The following is a 24,010-nucleotide window of genomic DNA, read 5'->3' as shown; positions in this document are numbered from 1 at the left end:
AGCCTGGAACGGAAATCAATACTACCAAAGTTAACAATGTTTACGAATGATTGTCGTATGACCGAAAAAAAGTAAAAGGTTGTTCTCAAGTAACGCTTTCCATACAGCTTGTTCTATTCTCCACTCTTGTCTCATACATTTGTATGGAATAGAGGAGGGGAATGTATGGACCAACGATATGATCTGAATGGATATAATCAAAAAGTGAGCACACCAAACCACGATGTAAGAATGATAGGAAGAAAGAATCTAGAGATCACGGGTGTTAAGCAAGTTGAAAGCTTTGATAATGAAGAGTTTTTGCTTGAAACAACGATGGGTTTTTTAGCGATCCGCGGGACAAACTTGAAGATGAAGAATCTCGATGTGGAGTCAGGTGTTGTAAATATTGAAGGCAAAGTATTCGACCTCGTTTACCTAGACCAGCAGACCGGTGAAAAGACTAAAGGCTTCTTCGGCAAACTGTTCAAATGACCTTAACCGTACAGTTCGAAACGATGCTTTCTATGGTTTTCATGGGAATCTGGATCGGAATGGCTGTCGATACGTACAGCCGATTCATCCATGAAAAGCGAAAATGGCATTGGCTTCATTTTTTAAACGATCTGATGTTTTGGCTGGTACAGGCTTTGCTGGTCTTTTATGTCCTTCTACACGTGAACCACGCGGAGATTCGGTTTTATATTTTTATTGCTCTCATTTGCGGATATGCGGCGTACCGCGCACTTTTTGAACGAATCTATAAAAAGATGCTTGAGTGGATGGTATCAGCGGTCACCTCACTTTTTCGTTTTTTATACCGTTTACTTAACTCTTTAATCGTTATGCCGATAAAATGGTTAATTATGCTCATATCCGCTATTCTTTTATATGTACTTAACATCTTGCGGAAAATTATTATGGTACTATTCATGATTCTTTTTTCTCCTTTTAAGTGGGTTGGAAGACTCATATGGCGTTTCATACCAAAGCAAAAATGGTATAATTTAAAAGAGAAATATTTAAAATTTGCAGGGTTTTTAATTTCTGCGAAGAATAAAGTCAGCAATTGGAAGGGAAAAAAGAAGTAAAGGAGGGGAACAGCGAACAAATGCGCCAGAAAAAAATAACAGAGATTCACTCACAATACATCCAGAATAAAGAGCGTCATGACCAAGTGATCGCTAAACGTAAGCGTGGTTTATACAGACGCTTAACGGGGGCTTTTATCGTATTTTCCTTTTTTGCTTTTTTAATTATTACGGGTATTGCAGAACAGCTCTCCCTTTTAAATGAAAAACAGATGGAACAAAAAGAGTTAAGCGACGAATACAAAGCTCTTTTAGAAGAAAAGGCACAACTTAAAGATGAAGTGAATAAACTAAAAGACGAAGAATACATTGGAGAAATCGCCAGACGAGACTTTTTTATGTCAAAACCTGGTGAAACAATCTTTAAACTTCCAGAATAAAGCATTAAGCGTAGATTGACACGCAGATTTTTTCGATTGTATAATAAGTAATGATATCTTAGGAGATTTTTTAAGGAGGAGCATTTTTTGCATGTCAATTGAAGTAGGCAGCAAGTTGCAAGGTAAAGTTACTGGGATTACTCATTTTGGAGCGTTTGTAGAGCTGCCAGGGGGTACAACAGGACTCGTGCATATTAGCGAAGTTGCGGATAATTACGTAAAGGACATCAACGAATTTCTTAAAGTTGGTGATCAAGTCGAAGTTAAGGTTATGAGTGTCGAAAAGGACGGGAAGATTGGTTTATCTATTAAGAAAGCAAAAGAAAATGTTGCATCTGCTAGTAGACCAGCTCCTGCAAGAGGCGGATTTAATAAATCTCGCAAAGGTCCTAACCGAGGCGGTAACAACCATTCAACAGCATTATCTTTTGAGGATAAGATGAACAAATTCCTTAAAGATAGTGAAGATCGACTCACTACTTTAAAGCGTAGTACTGAATCAAAAAGAGGTGGCCGCGGCGGCCGAAGAGGATAATTGTTGCATTTTTAATGCTCATTCATCTATATATGGCTAGCACTCTATTCTTTATGAATAGAGTGCTTTTTTGTTTGTTGTAGTTAGTCGTTAATCTTTATGTCAGGATGCCATCGTTTTTATTTCGTTAAATAACAAAAGAGTTTTCCTGAAATCTGTTTCTTCCAATTCCTTTTCATCTTTGAAAAGTTGATTGGAGTGGAAGGTGCGAAGATTCTGCCTGCGGAAAGAGAGTAGCCTGGGACGGAAACCTCTGCTTCTAGAAGTAACAAAGTTTTTCTCAAAGATTTTTGCTTACGAATGTTTAACAACCTCTTCTTTGACAAGTTGGTTGGAGCGCAAGGTGCGAGACTCCTACGGGACGAGCGGTCAGTCCGAAAAGGGGAAGTGGCTCGTTCAGACCCGACCAGCAAAAGATGAATGGGCTTGGAAGGCGCACTTTGCCTTCTTGACCGTTAAACTTTTGACCTCGAGGGGCTAGCCACTGCAACTAGACAGGTGGAGACTCCTAATGGCACAAAGCGGCAGTCCGAAAAGTGGAAGTGACTCGAGGGGCTAGTCACTGCAACTAGACAGGAGGCTCACCGCACGCCCCGTGGAAAGCGAGCAACCTGGAGCGGAAATCAACTACTTTCAAGAGCAACAATGCGTACTAAAACAGTCTTTAAAAAAACGCGACAAAAAACTTTTTCGACAAATTTTCAAAGAACCGTTGACAGAGTACCCAGATAGATGTAATATACTACTTGTGTCTTTTACAAATGGCGGTGTAGCTCAGCTGGCTAGAGCGTACGGTTCATACCCGTGAGGTCGTGGGTTCGACTCCCTCCGCCGCTACCATTTTTAATTTTGACATCTACATACAAACGTACAAGAGCATCCGTCAGCGGGTGCTCTTTTTTATTTCTTTTTCTGTCATTCCATCAAAAAATTTTAAACATCTATCCTTTTATTTTTTTCTTCATAATTCTCCTTAATAACTTCAAAAATGAAACTTCCTTTTCTCTTTTTGTAAAAATGTTGTCCGCTTTTGCTCTTCTTTTCCGAAATAGTGGAGAAGTCCGTCGATAAGTTTTTAAAACCTTAACTGCTCTTTTGACAAAATCTTTGTTCTAAACCTGTTTATAATGGTTACACAAATTGGAAACGGGTGGTGTATGGGATGTGGCAGAAGGTAGAGCAAGAAGTACTCGAACCGATCAGAGGAATGGTATGGGTAGAAAAGAGCCAGCAGGCTGTAACGAAGACGAGTAAGAGATGGCTTCAGATTTTGAACCAGAGCATTTTTAACTGGAGAATGCTGTTGTTTGGAATTGGTTTTTTGTTAGGACGAGCTATGATTCTAGCTGAGATGTCTCCATTCGCCTTACCTTTTGCGGCTAGTGTCTTCGTTTTGAGAAAAGAAAGGACAGGCATTGCTGTCTTTGCAATATTAGCTGGAGCGATGTCGCACCAACCGATGAACGCTTTGTTCTTTATTAGTGCCTTGCTCGTTTATGCAGGTCTTCAAAAAGGGGCAGACCTATTTATAAAGAATCGTATGCAAAGCCTTCCACTATTGGTTTTCGGTTCTTCCTTAATCACACGAACGGTGTTCTCTCTGTTTGGTGAAGGTGGATTAGAGCGGGTCGATACGATGCTTGCGTTAGTAGAAGGGGGATTAAGCTTAGTCCTTACGTTAATCTTTCTTCAAAGCATTCCGCTATTAACGAATAAAAAGATTCCACAATCGCTAAAAAACGAAGAGATCGTATGCTTGATGATTCTTTTAGCTTCTGTCATGACCGGAACGATTGGCTGGCAGATCAATGACGTTGCGGTAGAACATGTGGTTTCACGTTACTTAGTGTTGCTGTTTGCTTTTGTGGGAGGAGCAGCGATTGGTTCTACTGTTGGTGTCGTGACAGGTCTTATTCTAAGCCTCGCGCAAGTGGCAAGCCTTTCTCAAATGAGCTTGTTAGCATTTTCTGGCCTTCTCGGCGGACTTTTGAAAGAGGGTAAACGATTCGGTGTAAGTCTTGGGCTCATTATCGGAACCGTCATGATCGGTTTGTACGGTGAGGGACGATCTGAGATTACATCCACTTTGATGGAATCAGGTTTTGCTGTTCTGCTCTTCCTTTTAACACCGAAGACCGCGATCAGCAACATTTCAAAATATGTACCAGGCACAAGAGAACATTCGATGCATCAGCAACAATATTTGAAGAAAATTCGCGACGTGACCGCGAGTCGCGTTGAACGATTCTCAAGCCTCTTCCAAGCTCTATCACACTCGTTTCAATCGGTAGGTTCTTCTTTAAATGAGGAAGAGAGCACACGTGAAGTAGATCTTTTCTTAAGCAACATTACAGAAAAAACATGCCAGACTTGTTTTAAGAAAGAACAGTGCTGGGCGCAAAATTTCACAACGACTTACGACCTGATGACGAGGCTGATGGTGGAACAAGAGGATTATAGTGATGTTAAGGATCGTAAATTAAAGCGAGAATGGGAGAAGCATTGTATCAAGCCTGAAAAGATCACCGACTTGATGAAAAAAGAACTAACACAATATCGAGCTTCTCAAAAATTAAAGATTCAAGTGCAAGAAAGCCGCCGTCTAGTAGCAGATCAGCTGATGGGTGTTTCACAGGTTATGGGTGATTTTGCAAAAGAGATCCAACGGGAACAAGAGAATCACCAGATTCAAGAAGAGCAGATTAAAGACTCTCTTGCTCAAGCAGGAATCGATGTAGGTCACGTGGATATTTACAGTCTAGAAACGTCCAATGTGGATATTGAAATGACGATTCCATCTTGCAACGGTTCAGGAATCGCTGAGAAGCTGATCGCACCAATCTTATCCGACATATTAGAAGAGACGATTCTCGTGACGCATGAGGATTGCGCGAACTATCCAACAGGCTACTGTCACTTATCTTTTCATTCAGCGCGAGAATATATGGTTGAAACAGGTATTGCCTCAGCAGCCAAAGGGGGAGCATGGCTTTCAGGGGATAGCCATTCAACGATAGAGATCGGCGCCGGCAAGTTTGCTGTTGCGATTGCTGATGGAATGGGTAATGGAGAAAGAGCCTTCATCGAAAGCAATGAAACGCTGCAGCTTCTGCAGAAGATTCTTCAATCCGGAATTGAAGAGGAAGTGGCCATTAAGTCCGTCAACTCAGTACTCTCTTTACGTACAACAGATGAAATTTTTTCAACCCTAGACCTTGCGATGATTGATCTGCAAGATGCATCTGCTAAGTTTTTAAAAATTGGTTCCACGCCAAGTTTTATTAAACGAGGAGATCAAATCAAAACGGTAGAAGCAAGCAACCTGCCGATGGGCATCATTCGGGACTTTGATGTAGACGTTGTTGATGAACAGTTAAAAGCAGGAGATATCCTCATTATGATGAGTGATGGTATCTACGAGGCTCCGCGACATATCGAAAATATTGATGCGTGGCTTAAGCGTAAGATCAGAGAGATCGATACAGAAGATCCGCAAGAGATAGCAGATCTAATCATGGAAGAAGTGATTCGTTCAGGAAATAACGGAATCGAGGATGATATGACGGTCGCTGTAACAAAGATCGAAAAGAACATTCCTAAGTGGGCAACTGTTCCTCAATATCCGAAAGTCGCGATCAACCGAAAGAAAGCTCAATAGTTTATAAGAATAAGAGGCCGTTCTTTTATGTGAAAAAGAGCGGTCTTTTTTGTATGTAGTCACTCGCTGTTGTAAGTGGACAGTATTTTGGAAGAAGTGGACAGTAAATAGTGAAAACTGGACAGTATTTATGTAAAAGTGGACAGTATTCCCGCTCCGGCCACATTTATTGATTATGTTTCGCGGCCTTTCTTGCGTATAAACAACCGCTTTCTTGACGAAGATGGTAATAGTTAAAATTCGTACTTGAGAGGGGTTAGCGTTATGCGGAACAAAGGAACGCTGCGTCAGATTTTGCTGATTACAGATGGGTGCTCGAACCAGGGTGAAGATCCGATCGCGATGGCGGCACTTGCTAACGAACAAGGGATAGCTGTAAATGTGATTGGCGTATTGAATGAGAATGCACCTGAGTATCATAGACAAGGTCTAAAAGAAGTAGAAGAGATCGCGATGGCCGGTGGTGGCATCAGTCAGGTTGTTTATACGAAGCAACTTGCACAAACGGTTAAGATGGTCACTCAAAAAGCAATGGCCCAAACGATAAAAGGTGTCGTTAATGCCGAGCTGCAACAGATTCTCGGAAGTCAGTCTTCAATGGAAGACCTTCCGCCCGACAAACGGGGAGAAGTCATTGAAGTTGTCGATGAGATGGGAGAGACTATGAACCTTGAAATTCTAGTCTTGATTGATGCTTCAGGATCAATGGAAGATAAGATGCTAACGGTTCAAGAGTCCCTTCTTGATCTATCTATCTCGTTGAATTCGAGAATTGGTGATAATGAATTTGCACTCTATGTTTTTCCGGGCAAAAGAACAGAGGCAGAAGAACTTTTAAGCTGGTCGTCTAAACTAGAATCGATCGGTAAAACATTTTCAAAGATTTCACTTGGCGGGATCACACCGACAGGTCCTGCAATAAAAGAGGCTATAGCGGCTTTTGGTCGTAAACGATCGTCAAAAAGGAGATTTTTGTCCGATGATGCCCCAGGATATTCGAACGAGTCCGGTCTGTAACTTAGTTGCTGGTGAAGAAATACGCGGCAAGTGGAATCATTCCAGATATCGGGTTAGGCGCCGTTTAGGATATGGAGCAACAGGGGCCGTATATCTAGCTGATTCGGACCGAGGAGTGGTCGCACTTAAGATCGGACACGATCAGATGTCGATCACATCTGAAGTCAATGTGCTGAAGCGTTTTTCTAAGGTCCAGGGGAAAGTCCTTGGGCCTTCTTTAATCGACGTGGATGACTGGGTGACGCAAACTGCCACATATCCTTTTTATGCGATGGAATATTTAAAAGGAGAGACGCTCTTTGACTTTATGAAGACGAAATCTCCTGAATGGGCTGGAATCCTTCTTGTACAGTTGCTTACCGATCTGCATACGCTTCATCAAGCGGGATGGGCATTCGGTGATTTAAAGCCAGATAATCTTCTTGTGACGGGACCTCCATACCGAATTCGTTGGATTGATGTCGGAGGAACGACTGTTATGGACAGATCGATCAAGGAATACACTGAATTCTATGATCGAGGGTATTGGGGAAAGGGAACAAGAAAAGCCGAGCCATCGTATGATCTATTCTCAGCAGGGATGGTGATGGTGAATTTAGCTTATCCTTCCCGATTCACGAAAAATGGAGATGCCGATAAACAGTTTCATGCCAAAATAGCAGGTAGTCCGATGCTAAAGCCATATGCACCTATCTTACAAAAAGCATGGAACGGCAAATACCGATATGCTGAAGAGATGAGAAATGAGCTTGTTCTTTTGTTGAACGCAGACGATAAAGCAAGATCTCCTCAAACGCAGAGAAATTCGACGCAAAAACCTGCATCAAGACAAGCGCAAAAGAAAAAGAAAAGCAGCTTTATCGTAGAAACATTTTTAGTGTTCACGTTTGTTTTTGTTGTGTACTTTTTTTACATGCTGGGTCAAACGATGTAAATAGTGTTCGTTCCTGCAATTCTTTGTTATGATTTTAAAAGGCATTTTCGTAGAACTTCGTTGCTCTTGGAAGTGGTTACTTTTCGTTACAGGTTGCTCGCTTTCCGGGGGGCGTGCGTTGAGCCTCTTAGCGCTATGCGCTGTTAAGAGTCTCACCTGTCCCGCTTCAAGGAAGTATTCTTGCTCCTGCGTCTACAAGTTATGCTATCGAAGTGAGATTCCTCGTCGCATGCCTTGCGAGAAGTTTCTCATGTGGTAGGCACGCACTCTGCACTTCAATCAACTTGTCATTGAAGAAATTAAATGAACAATCTAACAGAGAAGAACTTATTTACATTCAGCCTATTCTTTTAGGTTAACAAGTCCAACGAAAACAAGCCTTATTAAAAAACGGAAAATGAAGGAGCGGTTTACGTTGCAGGAAGTGGAGAATTTTATTAAAAGACATCAGCTTCTTTCAACCGCCCAAACTGTTGTGATCGGTGTTTCCGGAGGACCAGATTCTTTGGCATTGCTTCATTTTTTATGGAGAAGGTCTTCGTATTACAAAATCAAGATCGTTGCAGCTTCGTTCGACCATCGCTTAAGAGGTGAAGAGTCGGCATTAGAACTTGCGTTTGTAAAAAGCTTTTGTGACGAACGAAATATTATCTTTGAAGGTGACAGTGCGGATGTTACAAGCTTTCAAAAAGAACATAACTTGTCGTTACAATCCGCTGCTAGGATCTGTCGGTACAATTTTTTTGAAAACGTGATGAAAAAATACGCTGCAGAGGCACTCGCATTGGCGCATCATGGAGACGATCAAGTGGAAACGATGCTCATGAGAATGACGAGGGGAAGCGAAGGATTTAGTTCCGCAGGTATTCCTGTAAAACGGCCATTTGCTACCGGCAAAATAATTCGTCCTTTTTTAGGAATAACAAAAGACCAAATCGAGCATTATTGTAAAGTAGAAAACCTGTTTCCTGTTTATGATACGAGCAATGAAAGTGATAAATATGTACGAAATCGCTTCAGAAAAAAAATTCTACCATTTTTAAAACAGGAAAACCCTAACGTACATGAAAGATTTCAATATTTAAGTGAAACTATTTCGGAAGATGAAACGTATATATTGAAATTGGCTGAAATAGAGTTAGAAAAGGTTTTAATCAGGCAAACAGAGGGGAAAATAGAGTTATCTGTATTCGCTTTTAACAAGATGCCTATTCCTTTACAAAAAAGAGGGATTACACTAATATTGAACTATCTGTATAAAATTAATCCTTCATCTCTTTCCTCTGTACATAAGGAAAACTTTCTTAGTTTGCTCGGAAGTGAGCATCCATCCGGAATGTTGCATTTTCCGTCAGGTTTAGTAGTCAGACGAACTTATGACAGTTGTTTGTTAAGTTTTGAGCATATCGTCAAAAATGAAGAAGAGTCCTATGACTTTTCACTAGAGCTGCCAGGTTATGTAGAATTGCCGATTGGACGTATAACTGCTGAAATAACAGAATGTGAACCCGCTTTAAAAAGAGGAAAAGATGTTTTTGTGTTTTCAATGAAAGAGGTTGATCTCCCGTTACGAGTTCGCACCCGAAAACCAGGTGACCGGATGGCGATTGCCGGTGTCGGTTCTCGGAAATTAAAAGATATATTTATTGATGCTAAAGTGCCGCAGGAAGAGAGAAACGTTTGGCCGGTTGTTGTTGATGCAAACGGTAAGATCATTTGGCTTCCAGGTCTAAAGCACATTAGACGTCAACAAATAAATTCATCAGAACTTTGGGTTATCCTACACTTTCATAAATTATCGCCATGACGTCTAGGAGGCTTGTTGAACATGCATGATGAAATTTTAGAAACACTTATTTCCGAAGAAGCTATTCAAAACAAGATTAAAGAACTTGGAAAAGAGCTTTCTGTGGAATATAAGGAACGCTTTCCATTGGTGGTCGGGGTTTTAAAAGGTGCTCTACCTTTTATGGCAGACTTGATCAAACGTATGGATATCCATCTTGAGATTGATTTAATGGCAGTGTCCAGCTATGGTGCATCTACCGTTTCTTCTGGTCAAGTTAAAATTGTTAAAGATTTAGATACTTCCTTAGAAGGTCGAGACGTTATCATTGTAGAAGATATTATTGACAGTGGTTTAACGCTCAGTTATCTCGTTCAATTGTTTAAGGCACGTAAAGCAAAATCGGTTAAGATCGTAACTTTGCTGGATAAGCCTACAGGACGTAAGGTTGATATCGCCCCAGATCTTGCTGGCTTCATCGTTCCTGATGCTTTTGTTGTTGGTTATGGATTGGACTACATCGAGAGATACCGTAACTTGCCTTACATCGGCGTTTTAAAGCCAGAGATCTACGAAAAGAAAGAATAAAAAACCGCATAAGATTTGATTGTTCGCCTAAGGAGGTAAGGAATGAATCGCATCTTCCGTAATACTATATTTTATTTATTAATCTTTTTAGTTGTGGTTGGAGTTGTCAGCTTTTTTAACGGCAACAACAACGAAGTTAAAGAAATTCGTTATGACCAGCTGACTAAGTACATCGAATCAGGCAAAGTGGAAAGCATCGTTTACCAGCCTGAGGGTGGCGTATACGTTGTCCGCGGTCAGCTTGAAGGAGCTAAAGAAGGAGAAGTATTCCAAACGAATGCTCCCCTAACTGGCAACACATTGGCTGAGATTGAAAAGCTTGCTGATTCATCAAACGTTGAATTTAAACAGCAAGAACAGACGAGTGGCTGGGTGACATTTTTCACCTCAATAATTCCGTTTGTCATTATCTTTATCTTATTCTTCTTCTTGCTTAACCAAGCGCAAGGCGGCGGAAGCCGAGTAATGAACTTTGGTAAGAGTAAAGCTAAACTTTACAACGAAGAAAAGAAAAAGGTTACGTTTAAAGACGTAGCTGGTGCAGATGAAGAGAAACAAGAGCTTGTTGAAGTTGTTGAATTCTTAAAAGATCCACGTAAGTTTTCTGCTTTAGGTGCTCGTATTCCAAAAGGTGTCCTTTTAGTAGGACCTCCGGGTACTGGTAAAACACTTCTTGCGCGTGCAGTAGCAGGAGAAGCTGGCGTTCCGTTCTTCTCGATCTCAGGTTCTGATTTCGTTGAGATGTTCGTCGGTGTCGGTGCATCACGTGTTCGTGACTTGTTTGAAAATGCTAAGAAAAACGCACCATGTATCATTTTCATCGATGAGATTGATGCGGTAGGTCGTCAGCGTGGAGCTGGTCTTGGCGGAGGTCATGACGAGCGTGAGCAAACACTTAACCAATTGCTAGTTGAAATGGATGGTTTCGGTGCTAATGAAGGAATTATCATTATTGCAGCTACCAACCGTGCTGATATTCTAGATCCAGCCCTTCTTCGTCCGGGACGTTTTGACCGTCAAATTCCGGTTAACCGCCCAGATGTAAAAGGACGTGAAGAAGTACTTCAAGTCCATGCGCGCAACAAGCCGCTTGCAGAAGACGTTAACTTGAAAACGATCGCGATGCGTACTCCAGGTTTCTCTGGTGCGGATCTTGAAAACTTATTGAATGAAGCAGCTCTAGTGGCGGCACGTTCTGATAAGAAAAAGATCGATATGGATGACGTTGATGAAGCGATCGACCGTGTTATTGCAGGACCTGCGAAAAAGAGCCGTGTGATTTCTGAAAAAGAAAAGAACATTGTTGCTTACCATGAAGCGGGTCACACTGTTATCGGTTTAGTTCTTGAAGGAGCTGACACTGTTCATAAAGTTACCGTTGTCCCTCGTGGTCAAGCAGGTGGTTACACAGTGATGCTTCCGAAAGAAGATCGTTACTTTATGACAAAACCTGAATTGGAAGATAAGATTGTTGGACTTCTTGGAGGCCGTGTGGCTGAAGAGATTACGTTCAAAGAAGTAAGTACGGGAGCTCATAATGACTTCCAGCGTGCGACTGGAATTGCTCGCCGCATGGTAACAGAGTTCGGTATGAGTGAACGTCTAGGACCGATGCAATTCGGTTCATCACAAGGCGGTCAAGTCTTCTTAGGCAGAGACTTCAATAACGAGCAAAACTATAGTGATGCAATCGCACATGAGATCGACTTAGAAGTTCAACGCATCATTAAAGAATCTTACGAGCGTTGCCGTCAGATCCTTACTGAGCACAATTCTAAGTTAGAAATCATTGCTCAAACGTTGCTAACTGTAGAAACGCTTGATGAAGAACAAATCAAAGAACTCGTTAAAACAGGTAAACTACCTGACAGAAAAACGATTTCTAACCCATCTGATGATGTTAAAGTAACACTTAACAAAAAAGATGAAGAGCCAAAACAAGATTAATTTCTAAAAGGACGCCTCAGTGATGAGGTGTCCTTTTTTTGTATTACTTGTTGCCTTTGAAAGTAGTTGATCTCCGCTCCAGGTTGCACGCTTTCCATGGGGCGACCGGTGAGCCCCTTGCCGCTTTGCGCCCTTAAGGGTCTCACCTGACCGCTCGTCCCATAGGAGTCGGCAACCTTACGCTACAATCAACTTGTCAAATGAAGAAGAATATAAATGCAATAGAAAAAAGCCTTATAAAGGTTAGCTATTATATCTAATTTATTCTTTCTGATCTCTCACAGATGATAATGGGAAAGCGTTTGTTCCTACATGGAATCATTTTGCGAGGTGCGTTACCAGGAGCCTCATTGAATGACAGTATAACTCCAATAATTAATGAAAATGCCTTCTTTGAAATAGACGCTTCTATTATTATTTTATTTGGTTTTTTGTTTTTTTTTTTCACTGACAGGTTGATTGGAGTGTAGGGTGCGAGACTCCTGCGGGACAGGTGGGCGGGTGAGACACTTATACGTGAAACGTACGAATGTGGCTCACCGTCTGCCCCGCGGAAAGCGAGTACCTGTAACGGAAATCAACCACTTTCATTGCCTCCTTGACCAAGCGAAATATTCCCAATAAGCCGCGTTGCTTTACTCCTATACGTTTTATGTTATAACTATTATAGAAACTTAAGATAAGAAGCGGGGACAAATTCCATGATTTTTGTGTTTGATGTCGGAAATACGAATATTGTTTTAGGACTCTACGAGAATGATGAATTAAAGCATCATTGGAGAATTCATACATCACGTGAAAAAACAGAGGATGAGTATGGCATGCTTATACTCGATTTGTTTCGTCACGTTAATATCCATAAAGAGCAGATCGAAGGTATCATCATATCTTCAGTTGTACCACCAATCATGTTTGCCTTAGAGCGCATGTGTGTAAAATATTTTAATCAACGCCCATTAGTAGTGGGACCTGGTATTAAAACGGGTCTTAATATTAAGTATGAAAACCCAAGAGAAGTGGGAGCAGACCGAATTGTTAACGCGGTTGCTGCTATTCATGAATATGATGCACCACTGATCATCGTTGATTTCGGCACAGCTACTACGTATTGTTACATCAATGAGAACAAACAGTATATGGGTGGAGCGATCGCGCCTGGAATTAATATCTCTACAGAAGCTCTTTATACGAAAGCCGCGAAGTTGCCGCGTATTGAGATCGCTAAGCCTGAGGGTGTGATCGGGAAGAACACGGTCAACGCCATGCAAGCGGGTATTCTCTATGGATATGTAGGTCAAGTAGAGGGTATTGTAAAAAGAATGAAAGAACAGTCTGATGTTGAACCAAAAGTGATTGCGACAGGCGGCCTTGCGAATTTAATTGCAGCGGAAAGCAACGTGATTGATCATGTTGATCCATTTTTAACATTAAAAGGTCTTTTGCTGATATACGATAAAAATAAGAATGGTTAAAGGGTGAGTTTCAATGAATGATTATTTAATAAAGGCCCTTGCTTATGACGGGCAGATCCGTGCTTATGCGATCTCTTCTACTGAGATGGTAAGTGAAGGACAGAGAAGACATGATACATGGCCGACTGCTTCAGCGGCTTTAGGAAGAGCGATGACTGCATCAACCATGATGGGTATGATGTTAAAAGGTGAAAACAACAGCATAACGGTGAAGATTGAAGGCGGCGGCCCAATCGGAGTAATCATCGTAGACAGCAATACAAAAGGTGAGACGCGAGGATATGTAACGAATCCGCACACTCACTTTGAACTGAACAGCAAAGGCAAGCTGGATGTAGCAAGAGCGGTCGGAAAAGAGGGTTACTTATCTGTCCTAAAAGATATCGGAATGCGCGAAAAGTTCACAGGACAAGTGCCGATGGTTTCAGGTGAACTAGGAGAGGACTTCACGTATTACTTTGCATCGTCTGAACAAGTACCTTCTGCAGTAGGTGTTGGTGTTCTAGTGAATCCGGATAATTCGATCAAAGCATCAGGCGGTTTTATCGTACAAGTGATGCCGAACGCTTCGGAAGCAATCGTTGACTTGCTAGAAGAAAGAATCAACGCGATTCCTCCGATTTCTCGATTGATTGAAAAAGGAATGACACCGGAAGAGATCTTATTTGAACTTCTAGGAGAAGACCAAGTCCAAATCCTTGAGAAATCTCCAGTACGTTTTCAGTGTACATGCTCACACGAGCGCTTTGGCCAGGCGATTGTAAGCCTTGGTGAACAAGAGATCTCAGATATTATAGAAGAAGATGGCCAAGCAGAAACGAACTGTCAATTTTGCAACGCCACATATATCTTTACAAAAGAAGAACTTCAAACTTTGCTGGATCAAGCAAAAGCGTAAACCCGGACCTTTCTCCGGGTTTTGTTTTATACATGAAATAAAAATATTTGCGTACCATTGTAATAGATGATTCCTGTATGCAATAAAATTGACAGAGTATTTCCAGGGTTGCTACAATTAATCCAATAAAAATACTCGGTTTTAGGAGTGATGGCAAATGGCAAGAGTGGCACAATCGATAACAGATCTGATCGGTCAAACACCAGTAGTAAAGTTAAATCGCATCACAACAGAGGATATGGCAGATGTTTACCTGAAGTTAGAGTTCATGAACCCAGGAAGCAGTGTAAAAGACCGTATTGCTTTAGCGATGATTGAAGATGCAGAGAAAAGCGGAAAATTAAAAGCAGAAGATACGATCGTTGAACCGACAAGTGGTAACACAGGTATTGGCTTAGCTATGGTTGCTGCTGCAAAAGGATATAAAACGGTTCTTGTCATGCCTGAAACGATGAGTTTAGAAAGAAGAAATCTGTTGAGAGCTTATGGCGCAGACCTTGTACTAACACCTGGACCTGAGGGAATGGGCGGAGCGATAAGAAAAGCAGAAGAATTAGCGAAAGAAAAAGGCTACTTTATGCCACAACAGTTTAAGAATGAAGCGAACCCTGCCATTCATAAAAACACGACGGGTCAAGAAATCGTCTCACAATTTCCGGATGGACTGGATGCGTTTGTTTCTGGAATAGGAACGGGTGGAACAATCACAGGTGCAGGTCATGTACTAAAAGAGAAATATCCGGACATCAAGATCTATGCGGTTGAGCCGACTGATTCTCCTGTGTTATCTGGTGGTAAACCAGGACCACACAAGATTCAAGGAATCGGTGCGGGTTTTGTGCCAGATATTTTAAAAACAGACATCTACGATGAAGTGTTGACTATCTCAAACGACGAAGCTTTTGAATGGGCAAGAAAAGCAGCGCGTGAAGAAGGCCTTTTAGGTGGTATCTCTTCAGGTGCAGCCATATCAGCAGCATTAAAAGTCGCGGAAAAGTTAGGTAAAGGTAAGAAGGTTTTAGCGATTATCCCAAGTAACGGTGAAAGATATTTAAGTACACCACTGTATCAATTTGAAGACTAATCATTTCGAGAGAGCTCCCTATTCAGGGGGCTTTTTTGATGAGTTGTTTTCTACTAGATTATTTATTTTGTTTTTCTCTTCATTGCAAGTTGATTGGAGTGAAAGGTGCGAGACTCCTGCGGGACAGGTGGGCAGGTGAGACACTTAAGAGTAAAACGAACGAATGTGGCTCACCGCCTGCCCCGCGGAAAGCGAGCAACCTGTAACGGAAATCGACCTCTTTCAAAGCAACCAGGCTTAACCAAGACAGCCTTTCTTTTTTAATGGTGATAAAACCCATGTAAATGCAGGAAATTAGGAGAAAGATGTGCCAAAGTGAAACACCTCATGTACAATGTAAGCAGAAGATTTTTGGGAGAGTGACCGTATGGGGATGAACAAAAAATGGCATGTCATGCATTCATGTATACCTCTATCTAAAGAAGAGTGGTTTTACAAATATAAATCATTAGCGGCAACAGAACCTCGCCACGTTTTGCTGGAGAGTGGAAGAACAGGAAAGTATAGCATCATCGGACTTTCTCCGTTTGCCGAAGTCACTGGAAAACAAAATACTTTATCCATAAAAACAGATGAAGGTTCGACTGTTTTAAAAGGACCTATATATGAGCAGTTTCAAAATTGGTTCAAAGATTTTGAAGTGGAGCGAGTTGAAGGATTGCCAGACTTTACGGGTGGAGCGATCGGCTATTTAAGTTATGATTTAACGCGCGAGTTTGAAAAGTTACCTGTTACTTCAGAAGATGATCTAGGTCTTCCGGATCTATACTTCTTACTGTTTAGAGATGTGTTTGTATACGAACATGAAACGAGTATGTTATGGATTGTAACGTTGACCGAAAATAAGGATGACTCTTATAGCGTAGACAAGCTGCGTGCTTATGAAGAAATGTGGGAAGCACCGTTATCTGATGCTACAGAAGTGGATCAAGAGAATCAGAACTACCACAATGAAGATTTTAAACACGTTTCAATGACAGAGGATGTTTTTGTAGACGCGGTTAAAAAGATTCAAAAATACATTTCTGATGGCGACGTGTTTCAAGTGAATCTTTCTGTTCGTCAGTCAAAGGCTTTACGAACAACGCCTTTAAACATTTATGAAGAACTAAGAAGGATCAATCCATCTCCATATATGAGTTACTTAGAAACACCAGACTTTCAGCTTGTTAGTGCTTCACCCGAACTTTTAGTTAAGAAAAAAGGTGATCACATCAGTACGCGTCCGATTGCAGGTACACGACCACGTGGTAGAACAGAGGAAGAAGATATCGAGCTTGCAAACACGCTGATCCAAAATGAAAAAGAACGAGCAGAACATGTGATGCTCGTCGATCTTGAACGAAACGATCTTGGTAAAGTTTCGGTTTATGGCAGTGTGAATGTTGATGAGTTCATGGTAATCGAAAGGTATTCCCACGTGATGCATATTGTTTCGAATGTGGTTGGAACATTAAGGTCAGAATTTGATGCGTTCGATTGCATCAAAGCGACATTCCCAGGTGGTACGATTACGGGCGCTCCAAAAGTGAGAACGATGGAGATCATTGAAGAGTTAGAACCTGTCCGAAGAGGAGTATACACAGGAAGTATCGGTTGGATTGGTTTTAATGGAGATACGGAAATGAATATCGCAATTCGGACGATGGTATGTCAAAATGAAACTGCACACGTTCAAGCGGGTGCGGGTATCGTTATTGACTCCATACCTGAAAGTGAGTACAGAGAAAGTCTAAAAAAAGCAGAGGCGCTGTGGCGTGCCAAAGAGCAGAGCGAGCTCGGGTCAATTTTGGTATAAGACAGCACATGAGAGGAGATGAGACGAGATGATTTTAATGATTGATAACTACGATTCTTTTACGTACAACCTCGTTCAGTATTTAGGTGAGATGGGTGAGGAGCTAGTCGTAAAACGAAACGATGAGATAACGATACAAGAGATTGAGCAATTGAATCCAGATTTCTTAATGATTTCTCCGGGGCCATGTTCTCCGAATGAAGCGGGTATTTCGCTAGAAGCGATCTCGCATTTTGCAGGAAGGATACCGATTTTCGGAGTTTGCTTAGGTCATCAGTCGATCGCGCAAGTGTTCGGCGGAGACGTGGTGCGTGCAGAGCGATTGATGCATGGCAAGGTGTCTCCTGTTCTTCATGACGGGAAGACGGTTTATAACGGACTCGCACAAGAGTTTCCGGCAACACGCTACCATTCATTAATCGTAAAAAGAGAAACATTACCTGATTGCTTTGAGATTTCTTCGTGGACAAGTGAAGGGGAAATCATGGGAATTCGCCATAAAGAGCTTCCAATCGAAGGCGTTCAATATCATCCGGAATCCATACTAACGGAAGACGGAAAGAAATTGCTTAGAAATTTTATTGATTTTTATAAAGGTAAGAATGTTACATGTACATCTATTTAAACGGAAAAGTGATTTCCAAAAATGATGCTATGATCTCACCGTATGATCATGGCTTCATGTATGGTTTAGGGGCGTTTGAAACATTCAGAACCTATAATGGTTTTCCTTTTTTAATCGAAGAACACTTGAAACGGCTGCATGAAGCGTTAAATGAGTTGAATATCAATCTTAAGTTGGATTCGGATGCTGTTATCCAGATGGTGAGTACACTTCTAAATAAAAATAAGATGAACGACGCTTATTTCAGACTGAACGTATCAGCGGGCGTTGGAGATATTGGATTACAGACTGATCCATATGTAGAACCTGTCGTTATTTTATATACAAAGCCACTTGTGGAAACAAGTTTTATTTCTGAAAAAGAGTTGGTTCTTCTAAAAACGAAACGCAATACTCCAGAAGGTGAGAAGCGGCTGAAATCTCACCACTATTTAAACAGCATCTTAGGAAAAAGAGAGCTTTCTAACATGAATCAAGAAGGCATTTTCCTGACTCGAGAAGACTATATCAGTGAAGGGACAGTATCTAACCTTTTTTGGTACAAAGATAACATGCTCTTTACCCCACACACGTCCACTGGGATTTTAGAGGGGATTACAAGAAAATGGGTCATGCATGCATCAAAACGGTTGAACATTCCTCTTGAAACTGGGAATTATACTATAGAGACTTTAACTGAAGCGGATGAAGTTTTCCTGACGAACTCGATACAAGAGCTCGTTCCGGTCAGTCATTTTCAAGATACAACGTTCTCTGGAGCTGAAGGTGAAGTGTATCAGAAGTTTAGAGAGCTCTACATGAGACATACGAAGAAACAATGCAAAAGTATAGATATTTTTTGAAAGGATAGATCTCCATGCACGATATGATGCTAAGGCAGCAAAAGCTGAACTGCGGTGAGTACGTACTTGATTTTTCAAAAAGAACATATGTAATGGGCATTCTTAATGTGACTCCGGATTCGTTTTCAGATGGCGGGCAACACAACCGAATCGAACAGGCGATTTTTCATGCGAAGCAGATGGTGAAAGACGGCGCAGATATCATTGATATTGGTGGAGAATCGACTAGGCCGGGTGCAGATAAAGTACCGCTCGAACAAGAGTTGGAACGTGTGATTCCTGTAATAGAAGCATTAAGAAAAGAAGTAGACGTTCCTTTATCCATTGATACGTATAAAGCAGAGACTGCCTATCAAGCGGTTAAAGCCGGCGCTCATATCATCAACGATGTTTGGGGAGCCAAATTTGATCCAGATATGCCGAGGGTAATGGCCGAGACGAATGTGCCAGTCATCCTCATGCATAATCGGTTTGATACGAACTACCAAGAGTTCATGCCAGATGTAATCGCAGATTTAGAGCATAGTATCGCGATTACGGTTAAGGCAGGCGTTAATCCTGACAATATCATCCTAGATCCAGGTGTTGGTTTTGTTAAAACGTTTGAACAAAACCTTGAAACCATCCGAAGATTGAATGAAATAGTTCAGATGGGCTATCCTGTTTTACTAGGAACTTCACGTAAATCAATGATCGGCAAGGCGCTGGATCTGCCAGTTGAAGAGCGCGTAGAGGGAACAGGTGCGACAGTTTGTCTTGGAATTGAACGTGGTTGTTCGATCGTTCGTGTTCATGATGTAAAAGAAATGAGCAGAATGGCAAAGATGATGGACATCATGCTCAAAAAAGGAGCGGTGTCTCATGGATAAAATCTATGTGAACGGTATGAAGTTTTATGGCTATCACGGTGTGTTTAAAGAGGAGCAAAAGCTTGGACAGCGTTTTAATGTGGACGTAGTATTATCTATGGACCTATCCCAAGCGGGACTTTCCGATGAACTAGAAAATACAGTCAACTATGGAGAAGTGTACGGTACCGTTAAAGAAATCGTAGAAGGTGAGCCGGTCAAGCTTTTAGAAACATTGGCTGAAGCGATCTCTGCTTCCATACTTGGAAAGTTTACTTTGGTTGATGAAGTGATGATAAAAGTAATAAAACCAGATCCTCCAATCCCCGGGCACTATGAATCGGTAGCAGTTGAGATCACAAGGGGAAGGGTTTAAATGATAGACAACCATATTGCTTATCTATCTGTCGGTTCCAATATGGGAGATAGAGAAGGATTACTCAATCAAGCCATTTCTTTATTAGAGAAGTTTGACGACATCCAGATTGAATCTGTTTCTTCGATCTATGAGACAGATCCTGTAGGCGTGACTGATCAGCCATTATTCTTAAATTTAGCATTAAAACTCAAAACCTCTCTTTCTCCACAAGCACTTTTGAGTAAACTGCACGACGTTGAGATGAAATTAGACCGAAAAAGGGTTCAAAAATGGGGACCGCGAACAATAGACCTTGACATTTTATTGTATAATAGTGTAAGTATACAGACGGAAGAGTTAACCATTCCGCACCCACGTATGCTTGAAAGGGCGTTTGTTCTCATACCTCTATGTGAAATTGCTCCAGATGATATTTACCCGGAGAACTCAATTTCGTTACATCATGTCCTTTGCGAACAAAGAGATAAAGAAGGTGTACGCATATGGAAGAAGACCGACTGGGAAGACGCATCCGTGCGTTCAGAAAGTTAAAAGGTTATACCCAAGAACAGCTTGCTAAAGACATCGGAATCTCAGTTTCGGTTCTTGGTGAGGTGGAAAGGGGAAGCCGAAAGCCTAAAGGAGATCTGCTTCACAAAATTGCAGATCAATTCAGCATTAACGTAGAAGAATTACAATAAGTAAATCAATATATATAGGCAGTAAAAGGAACGAGGTGATATTTAACTTGAAGATCGGTGATATTACTTTGAAGAATCCGGTAGTTCTTGCGCCAATGGCTGGTGTTTGCAACCCTGCTTTCCGATTGATCGCAAAAGAGTTCGGAGCCGGACTCGTTTGCGCAGAAATGGTAAGCGACAAAGGGATTCTGCATGAGAACGAAAGATCTTTAAAGATGCTATATGTAGATGAACGAGAAAAACCACTTAGCCTGCAGATATTTGGAGGAGAACGCGAATCTTTAGTAGCTGCAGCTAAGTACGTAGATAAAAATACGAACGCAGACATTATTGATATCAATATGGGCTGCCCGGTTCCTAAGATCACAAAATGTGACGCGGGAGCAAAGTGGCTGTTAGACCCAGATAAAATTTATGAGATGGTTGCGGCTACGGTCGATGCTGTTCAGAAGCCGGTAACTGTTAAAATGCGTATCGGTTGGGATGAAGATCACATTTATGCTGTTAAGAACGCTCAAGCAGTCGAACGTGCCGGAGGAGCCGCTGTTGCTGTACACGGCCGCACGCGTGTTCAGATGTATGAAGGAGTAGCGGATTGGGACATCATCGGTGAAGTGAAGAAGAACGTATCTATACCGGTTATCGGTAATGGTGATATCTCTTCTCCTCAAGAAGCGAAAGACCGCATGGATCAATATGGTGTAGACGGAGTAATGATCGGAAGAGCTGCACTCGGTAACCCATGGATGCTTTATCGCACTGTTCAATATCTAGAGAATGGGATCATCGCACCTGAACCTACTGCGCGTGAAAAGATGAACATCTGCATGCTTCATATGGATCGTTTAATTGATCTAAAAGGTGAAGCTGTTGCTGCAAGAGAGATGAGAAAGCATGCGGCATGGTATCTTAAAGGTTTGCCTCAAACTGGTTCCGTTCGAAACGAGATCAACCAGATGACTACACGTGAAGAAATGAGTAAACTATTGTTTAGTTATGTGGATCAAATAGAAGAAGTACAAAAAATCAGCTAACATTAGCAACATACAGCCAGATCATCAGATGACTGGCTGTTGTTTGCTTAAAGGCGACAGATTCAGCATCTGGTGTTTTTCTTTATAATAGTGGAGGAGGAATAGCTTATGGCTATACTTAAACTCACCCAAGAAGGCACTAGGAATCTAGAAAAAGAACTACAATACCTATTAAAACGTAAAAAAGAATGCCGAAACACGTCAGAGAAAGAGTTTATTCTCACGAGGATGTCTGAGATAAAAGATATTTTAGCTCGATCTATTACATGGCCGATGGTAAGGGAAGCGGGTTATCATGTAGAACCCGGCTCTACCATTACTATAGAAGATACAGTTTATAAAGAACGGTACACATATACGATCGTACATCCTTTTGAAGCTGATCCTCGTGAAAATACGATCTCTGTACAGTCTCTCATTGCAAAAGCTGCGATTGGAAAAACTGTACACGCGACATTTACTGTTACTGTTCCTTTCGGCGAAGATTTATCTTATACCATACTTGATATTCAAAACTGCTAAAAGCTAGGAGTGTTCCCATGAGCCAAGAAGTAGAATTAAATGACTTGCTTCGTGTTAGAAGAGAAAAATTAGCTGCATTAACTGAAAAAGGAGTAGATCCTTTCGGTACAAAGTTCGACCGTACACATACTGCAGCGGATCTTGTGTCTGAATACGGAGAAAAAGAAAAAGAAGAGCTTGATAATGAAGAGATTTCAGTAACTCTTGCGGGTCGTATCATGACAAAACGCGGAAAAGGGAAAGCGGGATTTGCTCACATTCAAGACTTGTCTGGAAAGATTCAGATCTATGTAAGATTAGATGCTGTTGGTGATGAGCAATACGAACTATTCAATACGATCGATATCGGTGACTGGGTAGGGGTAACAGGACTTGTCTTTAAAACGAAAGTAGGAGAACTTTCTATTAAAGCGAAGGACTTTCAGTTACTAACAAAATCCCTGCGTCCACTTCCTGATAAGTTTCATGGACTAAAAGATGTTGAACAGCGCTACCGTCAACGTTATGTTGATCTGATCATGAACCCAGAAGTAAAGGATACGTTTATTTCTCGTTCAAAGATTATCCGTTCTATGCGCCGTTATCTAGATGACAACGGTTATTTAGAAGTAGAAACACCAACCATGCATTCAATCCCTGGAGGAGCTTCTGCTCGTCCGTTCATCACGCATCATAATGCACTTGATATGGAGCTTTACATGCGAATCGCAATCGAGCTTCACCTTAAGCGCCTTATCGTTGGTGGACTTGAGAAGGTATACGAGATCGGTCGTGTATTCCGTAATGAAGGAGTATCAACTCGTCATAATCCGGAATTTACGATGATCGAGCTGTATGAAGCTTATGCAGATTACCATGATATTATGGAATTAACGGAGAATTTAGTGGCACACATCGCACAAGATGTATTAGGAACAACAACTGTAACTTATGGAGACTATGAAGTAGATCTTAAGCCGCGTTGGAACAGAGTACACATGGTCGATGCGATTAAAGATGCAGCTGGCGTAGACTTCTGGCCAGAGATGACAGATGAAGAGGCACGTGCTCTAGCTAAAGAACATAATGTACCTGTAAAAGACAACATGTCTTATGGTCATGTAGTAAATGAATTCTTTGAGCACTTTGTTGAAGAAAAATTAATTCAGCCTACATTTATTTTCGGTCACCCAGTGGCGATCTCACCTTTAGCGAAGAAGAATCCTGAAGATCCTCGCTTTACGGATCGTTTTGAACTATTTATCGTTGGCCGTGAGCATGCGAATGCATTCTCTGAGCTAAATGACCCTATCGATCAGCGTGAGCGTTTTGAAGAACAATTAAAAGAACGCGCTGAAGGTAATGACGAAGCGCATATGATGGATGAAGACTTTGTAGAGGCGCTTGAATATGGCATGCCTCCAACAGGTGGACTAGGAATCGGAATCGATCGTCTAGTAATGCTATTAACTAACTCGCCATCTATTCGTGACGTTTTATTATTCCCGCAAATGCGTCATTCTGAAAAATAATTAGGATCAAAAAGCCAGCCTTTGTGCTGGCTTTTTGTTTTAAGAGGAAGTAAGTATAGGATTTATCAAAAGGAGTATCATAATTAAGGTGATATTTCCGAATTACGATTTCACTATATCTTGTACAAAACTGACCTACGACCGCTGTATCTTGTATAAGTTATAAATCCTTGAAAAAAGGCAATATAAAAGTTATCTTTTTTTCGCAAAAACTATTGTACAAGAGCGAAAATGATGGTATATTATTCTTCGTCGCACGGAATACTAACATGTTGATGAGCTTCATATAAACGATTAAAAGTTTTTGAAAAAAGCTGTTGACAACGAGGGTTGCGACGTGGTAATCTAATAAAGTCGCCAAAACGAGCGGCTAACGAAATTAAAACACACAGTTCTTTGAAA

Annotated in this window: 23 protein-coding genes and 1 tRNA gene; all 24 read left to right on the top strand. The window is 41.3% G+C overall.

The features are described from left to right. The first annotated feature begins 165 nt into the window (after window positions 1-165). The 24 genes from yabP (at window position 166) to lysS (ending at window position 23,608) form a co-directional block, all read left to right on the top strand. Entirely contained in the window at window positions 166-474 is a 309-nt protein-coding gene (yabP, locus tag P4V41_RS18720) for a sporulation protein YabP (protein WP_066390532.1), read from the top strand. Further along, complete coding sequence (gene yabQ, locus P4V41_RS18715) at window positions 471-1,070, top strand: spore cortex biosynthesis protein YabQ (RefSeq protein WP_328086682.1); 600 nt, start codon at window positions 471-473, stop codon at window positions 1,068-1,070. The genes yabP and yabQ overlap by 4 nt, the downstream gene beginning before the upstream one ends. Before the next feature lie 20 nt (window positions 1,071-1,090). Then, a complete protein-coding gene (locus P4V41_RS18710) occupies window positions 1,091-1,450 on the top strand; it encodes an FtsB family cell division protein (protein ID WP_328086681.1) in 360 nt (119 codons plus the stop codon). Window positions 1,451-1,541: 91 nt separating this feature from the next. Then, entirely contained in the window at window positions 1,542-1,985 is a 444-nt protein-coding gene (locus tag P4V41_RS18705) for a S1 domain-containing RNA-binding protein (protein ID WP_066390538.1), read from the top strand. A 763-nt stretch (window positions 1,986-2,748) separates the two neighbouring features. Then, a tRNA-Met gene (locus P4V41_RS18700) sits at window positions 2,749-2,825 on the top strand. 322 nt (window positions 2,826-3,147) lie between these two features. Next, window positions 3,148-5,643 carry a stage II sporulation protein E gene (spoIIE, locus tag P4V41_RS18695; RefSeq protein ID WP_328086680.1) on the top strand — a complete coding sequence of 832 codons (2,496 nt, stop codon included), beginning with the start codon at window positions 3,148-3,150 and terminating at the stop codon, window positions 5,641-5,643. A gap of 264 nt (window positions 5,644-5,907) precedes the next feature. Further along, entirely contained in the window at window positions 5,908-6,660 is a 753-nt protein-coding gene (locus P4V41_RS18690) for a hypothetical protein (RefSeq protein WP_328086679.1), read from the top strand. Then, entirely contained in the window at window positions 6,623-7,594 is a 972-nt protein-coding gene (locus tag P4V41_RS18685) for a serine/threonine protein kinase (protein WP_328086678.1), read from the top strand. The genes P4V41_RS18690 and P4V41_RS18685 overlap by 38 nt, the downstream gene beginning before the upstream one ends. Window positions 7,595-8,018: 424 nt before the next feature. Beyond that, the gene (gene tilS, locus P4V41_RS18680) at window positions 8,019-9,401 is read left to right on the top strand and encodes a tRNA lysidine(34) synthetase TilS (RefSeq protein WP_328086710.1); all 1,383 of its coding nucleotides are present in this window, start codon (window positions 8,019-8,021) and stop codon (window positions 9,399-9,401) included. Window positions 9,402-9,422: 21 nt separating this feature from the next. Then, complete coding sequence (gene hpt, locus P4V41_RS18675; protein ID WP_066390553.1) at window positions 9,423-9,968, top strand: hypoxanthine phosphoribosyltransferase; 546 nt, start codon at window positions 9,423-9,425, stop codon at window positions 9,966-9,968. Between the two features lie 42 nt (window positions 9,969-10,010). Beyond that, window positions 10,011-11,915 carry an ATP-dependent zinc metalloprotease FtsH gene (gene ftsH / locus P4V41_RS18670; protein WP_328086676.1) on the top strand — a complete coding sequence of 635 codons (1,905 nt, stop codon included), beginning with the start codon at window positions 10,011-10,013 and terminating at the stop codon, window positions 11,913-11,915. A gap of 701 nt (window positions 11,916-12,616) precedes the next feature. After that, window positions 12,617-13,387, top strand: a complete 771-nt coding sequence (locus P4V41_RS18665) for a type III pantothenate kinase (RefSeq protein WP_144704848.1) — start codon at window positions 12,617-12,619, stop codon at window positions 13,385-13,387. A 13-nt stretch (window positions 13,388-13,400) separates the two neighbouring features. Continuing rightward, the gene (gene hslO / locus P4V41_RS18660; RefSeq protein ID WP_328086675.1) at window positions 13,401-14,285 is read left to right on the top strand and encodes an Hsp33 family molecular chaperone HslO; all 885 of its coding nucleotides are present in this window, start codon (window positions 13,401-13,403) and stop codon (window positions 14,283-14,285) included. A 157-nt stretch (window positions 14,286-14,442) separates the two neighbouring features. Then, entirely contained in the window at window positions 14,443-15,369 is a 927-nt protein-coding gene (gene cysK / locus P4V41_RS18655) for a cysteine synthase A (protein ID WP_328086674.1), read from the top strand. A 373-nt stretch (window positions 15,370-15,742) separates the two neighbouring features. Beyond that, a complete protein-coding gene (locus P4V41_RS18650) occupies window positions 15,743-17,167 on the top strand; it encodes an anthranilate synthase component I family protein (RefSeq protein ID WP_328086709.1) in 1,425 nt (474 codons plus the stop codon). Between the two features lie 28 nt (window positions 17,168-17,195). Beyond that, window positions 17,196-17,792, top strand: a complete 597-nt coding sequence (gene pabA / locus P4V41_RS18645) for an aminodeoxychorismate/anthranilate synthase component II (RefSeq protein WP_328086672.1) — start codon at window positions 17,196-17,198, stop codon at window positions 17,790-17,792. Further along, window positions 17,777-18,634 (top strand): aminodeoxychorismate lyase, encoded by an 858-nt coding sequence (gene pabC, locus P4V41_RS18640; protein WP_328086671.1) that lies wholly within the window; start codon window positions 17,777-17,779, stop codon window positions 18,632-18,634. The genes pabA and pabC overlap by 16 nt, the downstream gene beginning before the upstream one ends. Window positions 18,635-18,648: 14 nt before the next feature. Then, complete coding sequence (folP, locus tag P4V41_RS18635; protein WP_328086670.1) at window positions 18,649-19,503, top strand: dihydropteroate synthase; 855 nt, start codon at window positions 18,649-18,651, stop codon at window positions 19,501-19,503. Next, window positions 19,496-19,858 (top strand): dihydroneopterin aldolase, encoded by a 363-nt coding sequence (gene folB, locus P4V41_RS18630; RefSeq protein WP_328086669.1) that lies wholly within the window; start codon window positions 19,496-19,498, stop codon window positions 19,856-19,858. Before folP ends, folB begins: the two co-directional genes overlap by 8 nt. Further along, entirely contained in the window at window positions 19,859-20,392 is a 534-nt protein-coding gene (gene folK, locus P4V41_RS18625; protein ID WP_328086667.1) for a 2-amino-4-hydroxy-6-hydroxymethyldihydropteridine diphosphokinase, read from the top strand. Beyond that, a complete protein-coding gene (locus tag P4V41_RS18620; RefSeq protein WP_153236672.1) occupies window positions 20,344-20,541 on the top strand; it encodes a helix-turn-helix domain-containing protein in 198 nt (65 codons plus the stop codon). Before folK ends, P4V41_RS18620 begins: the two co-directional genes overlap by 49 nt. A gap of 47 nt (window positions 20,542-20,588) precedes the next feature. After that, window positions 20,589-21,575: a tRNA dihydrouridine synthase DusB gene (gene dusB, locus P4V41_RS18615; protein WP_328086666.1), complete on the top strand. Its 987-nt coding sequence runs from the start codon at window positions 20,589-20,591 to the stop codon at window positions 21,573-21,575. Window positions 21,576-21,683: 108 nt separating this feature from the next. Continuing rightward, window positions 21,684-22,097 carry a GreA/GreB family elongation factor gene (locus P4V41_RS18610; RefSeq protein ID WP_328086664.1) on the top strand — a complete coding sequence of 138 codons (414 nt, stop codon included), beginning with the start codon at window positions 21,684-21,686 and terminating at the stop codon, window positions 22,095-22,097. Window positions 22,098-22,114: 17 nt separating this feature from the next. After that, window positions 22,115-23,608 (top strand): lysine--tRNA ligase, encoded by a 1,494-nt coding sequence (lysS, locus tag P4V41_RS18605; RefSeq protein WP_328086663.1) that lies wholly within the window; start codon window positions 22,115-22,117, stop codon window positions 23,606-23,608. Window positions 23,609-24,010 lie beyond the last annotated feature (402 nt).

It is taken from the genome of Fictibacillus nanhaiensis (genome assembly GCF_036213205.1).
Classification (GTDB): Bacteria; Bacillota; Bacilli; order Bacillales; family Fictibacillaceae; genus Fictibacillus; species Fictibacillus nanhaiensis_E.
Note: the sequence above shows the minus strand (reverse complement) of the source record. Positions and strands in the feature narration are given on the sequence as shown.

Bases quoted from the DNA above. Each gene is read 5' to 3' on its own strand.
- P4V41_RS18610 (WP_328086664.1), top strand. From the start codon at position 21,684: ATGGCTATACTTAAACTCACCCAAGAAGGCACTAGGAATCTAGAAAAA.
- P4V41_RS18710 (WP_328086681.1), top strand. From the start codon at position 1,091: ATGCGCCAGAAAAAAATAACAGAGATTCACTCACAATACATCCAGAAT.
- ftsH (WP_328086676.1), top strand. From the start codon at position 10,011: ATGAATCGCATCTTCCGTAATACTATATTTTATTTATTAATCTTTTTA.
- pabC (WP_328086671.1), top strand. From the start codon at position 17,777: ATGTACATCTATTTAAACGGAAAAGTGATTTCCAAAAATGATGCTATG.
- P4V41_RS18685 (WP_328086678.1), top strand. From the start codon at position 6,623: ATGATGCCCCAGGATATTCGAACGAGTCCGGTCTGTAACTTAGTTGCT.
- hpt (WP_066390553.1), top strand. From the start codon at position 9,423: ATGCATGATGAAATTTTAGAAACACTTATTTCCGAAGAAGCTATTCAA.
- P4V41_RS18665 (WP_144704848.1), top strand. From the start codon at position 12,617: ATGATTTTTGTGTTTGATGTCGGAAATACGAATATTGTTTTAGGACTC.
- P4V41_RS18650 (WP_328086709.1), top strand. From the start codon at position 15,743: ATGAACAAAAAATGGCATGTCATGCATTCATGTATACCTCTATCTAAA.
- P4V41_RS18620 (WP_153236672.1), top strand. From the start codon at position 20,344: ATGGAAGAAGACCGACTGGGAAGACGCATCCGTGCGTTCAGAAAGTTA.
- yabQ (WP_328086682.1), top strand. From the start codon at position 471: ATGACCTTAACCGTACAGTTCGAAACGATGCTTTCTATGGTTTTCATG.
- folB (WP_328086669.1), top strand. From the start codon at position 19,496: ATGGATAAAATCTATGTGAACGGTATGAAGTTTTATGGCTATCACGGT.
- yabP (WP_066390532.1), top strand. From the start codon at position 166: ATGGACCAACGATATGATCTGAATGGATATAATCAAAAAGTGAGCACA.
- hslO (WP_328086675.1), top strand. From the start codon at position 13,401: ATGAATGATTATTTAATAAAGGCCCTTGCTTATGACGGGCAGATCCGT.
- folP (WP_328086670.1), top strand. From the start codon at position 18,649: ATGCACGATATGATGCTAAGGCAGCAAAAGCTGAACTGCGGTGAGTAC.
- P4V41_RS18690 (WP_328086679.1), top strand. From the start codon at position 5,908: ATGCGGAACAAAGGAACGCTGCGTCAGATTTTGCTGATTACAGATGGG.
- lysS (WP_328086663.1), top strand. From the start codon at position 22,115: ATGAGCCAAGAAGTAGAATTAAATGACTTGCTTCGTGTTAGAAGAGAA.
- folK (WP_328086667.1), top strand. From the start codon at position 19,859: ATGATAGACAACCATATTGCTTATCTATCTGTCGGTTCCAATATGGGA.
- P4V41_RS18705 (WP_066390538.1), top strand. From the start codon at position 1,542: ATGTCAATTGAAGTAGGCAGCAAGTTGCAAGGTAAAGTTACTGGGATT.
- spoIIE (WP_328086680.1), top strand. From the start codon at position 3,148: ATGTGGCAGAAGGTAGAGCAAGAAGTACTCGAACCGATCAGAGGAATG.
- cysK (WP_328086674.1), top strand. From the start codon at position 14,443: ATGGCAAGAGTGGCACAATCGATAACAGATCTGATCGGTCAAACACCA.
- pabA (WP_328086672.1), top strand. From the start codon at position 17,196: ATGATTTTAATGATTGATAACTACGATTCTTTTACGTACAACCTCGTT.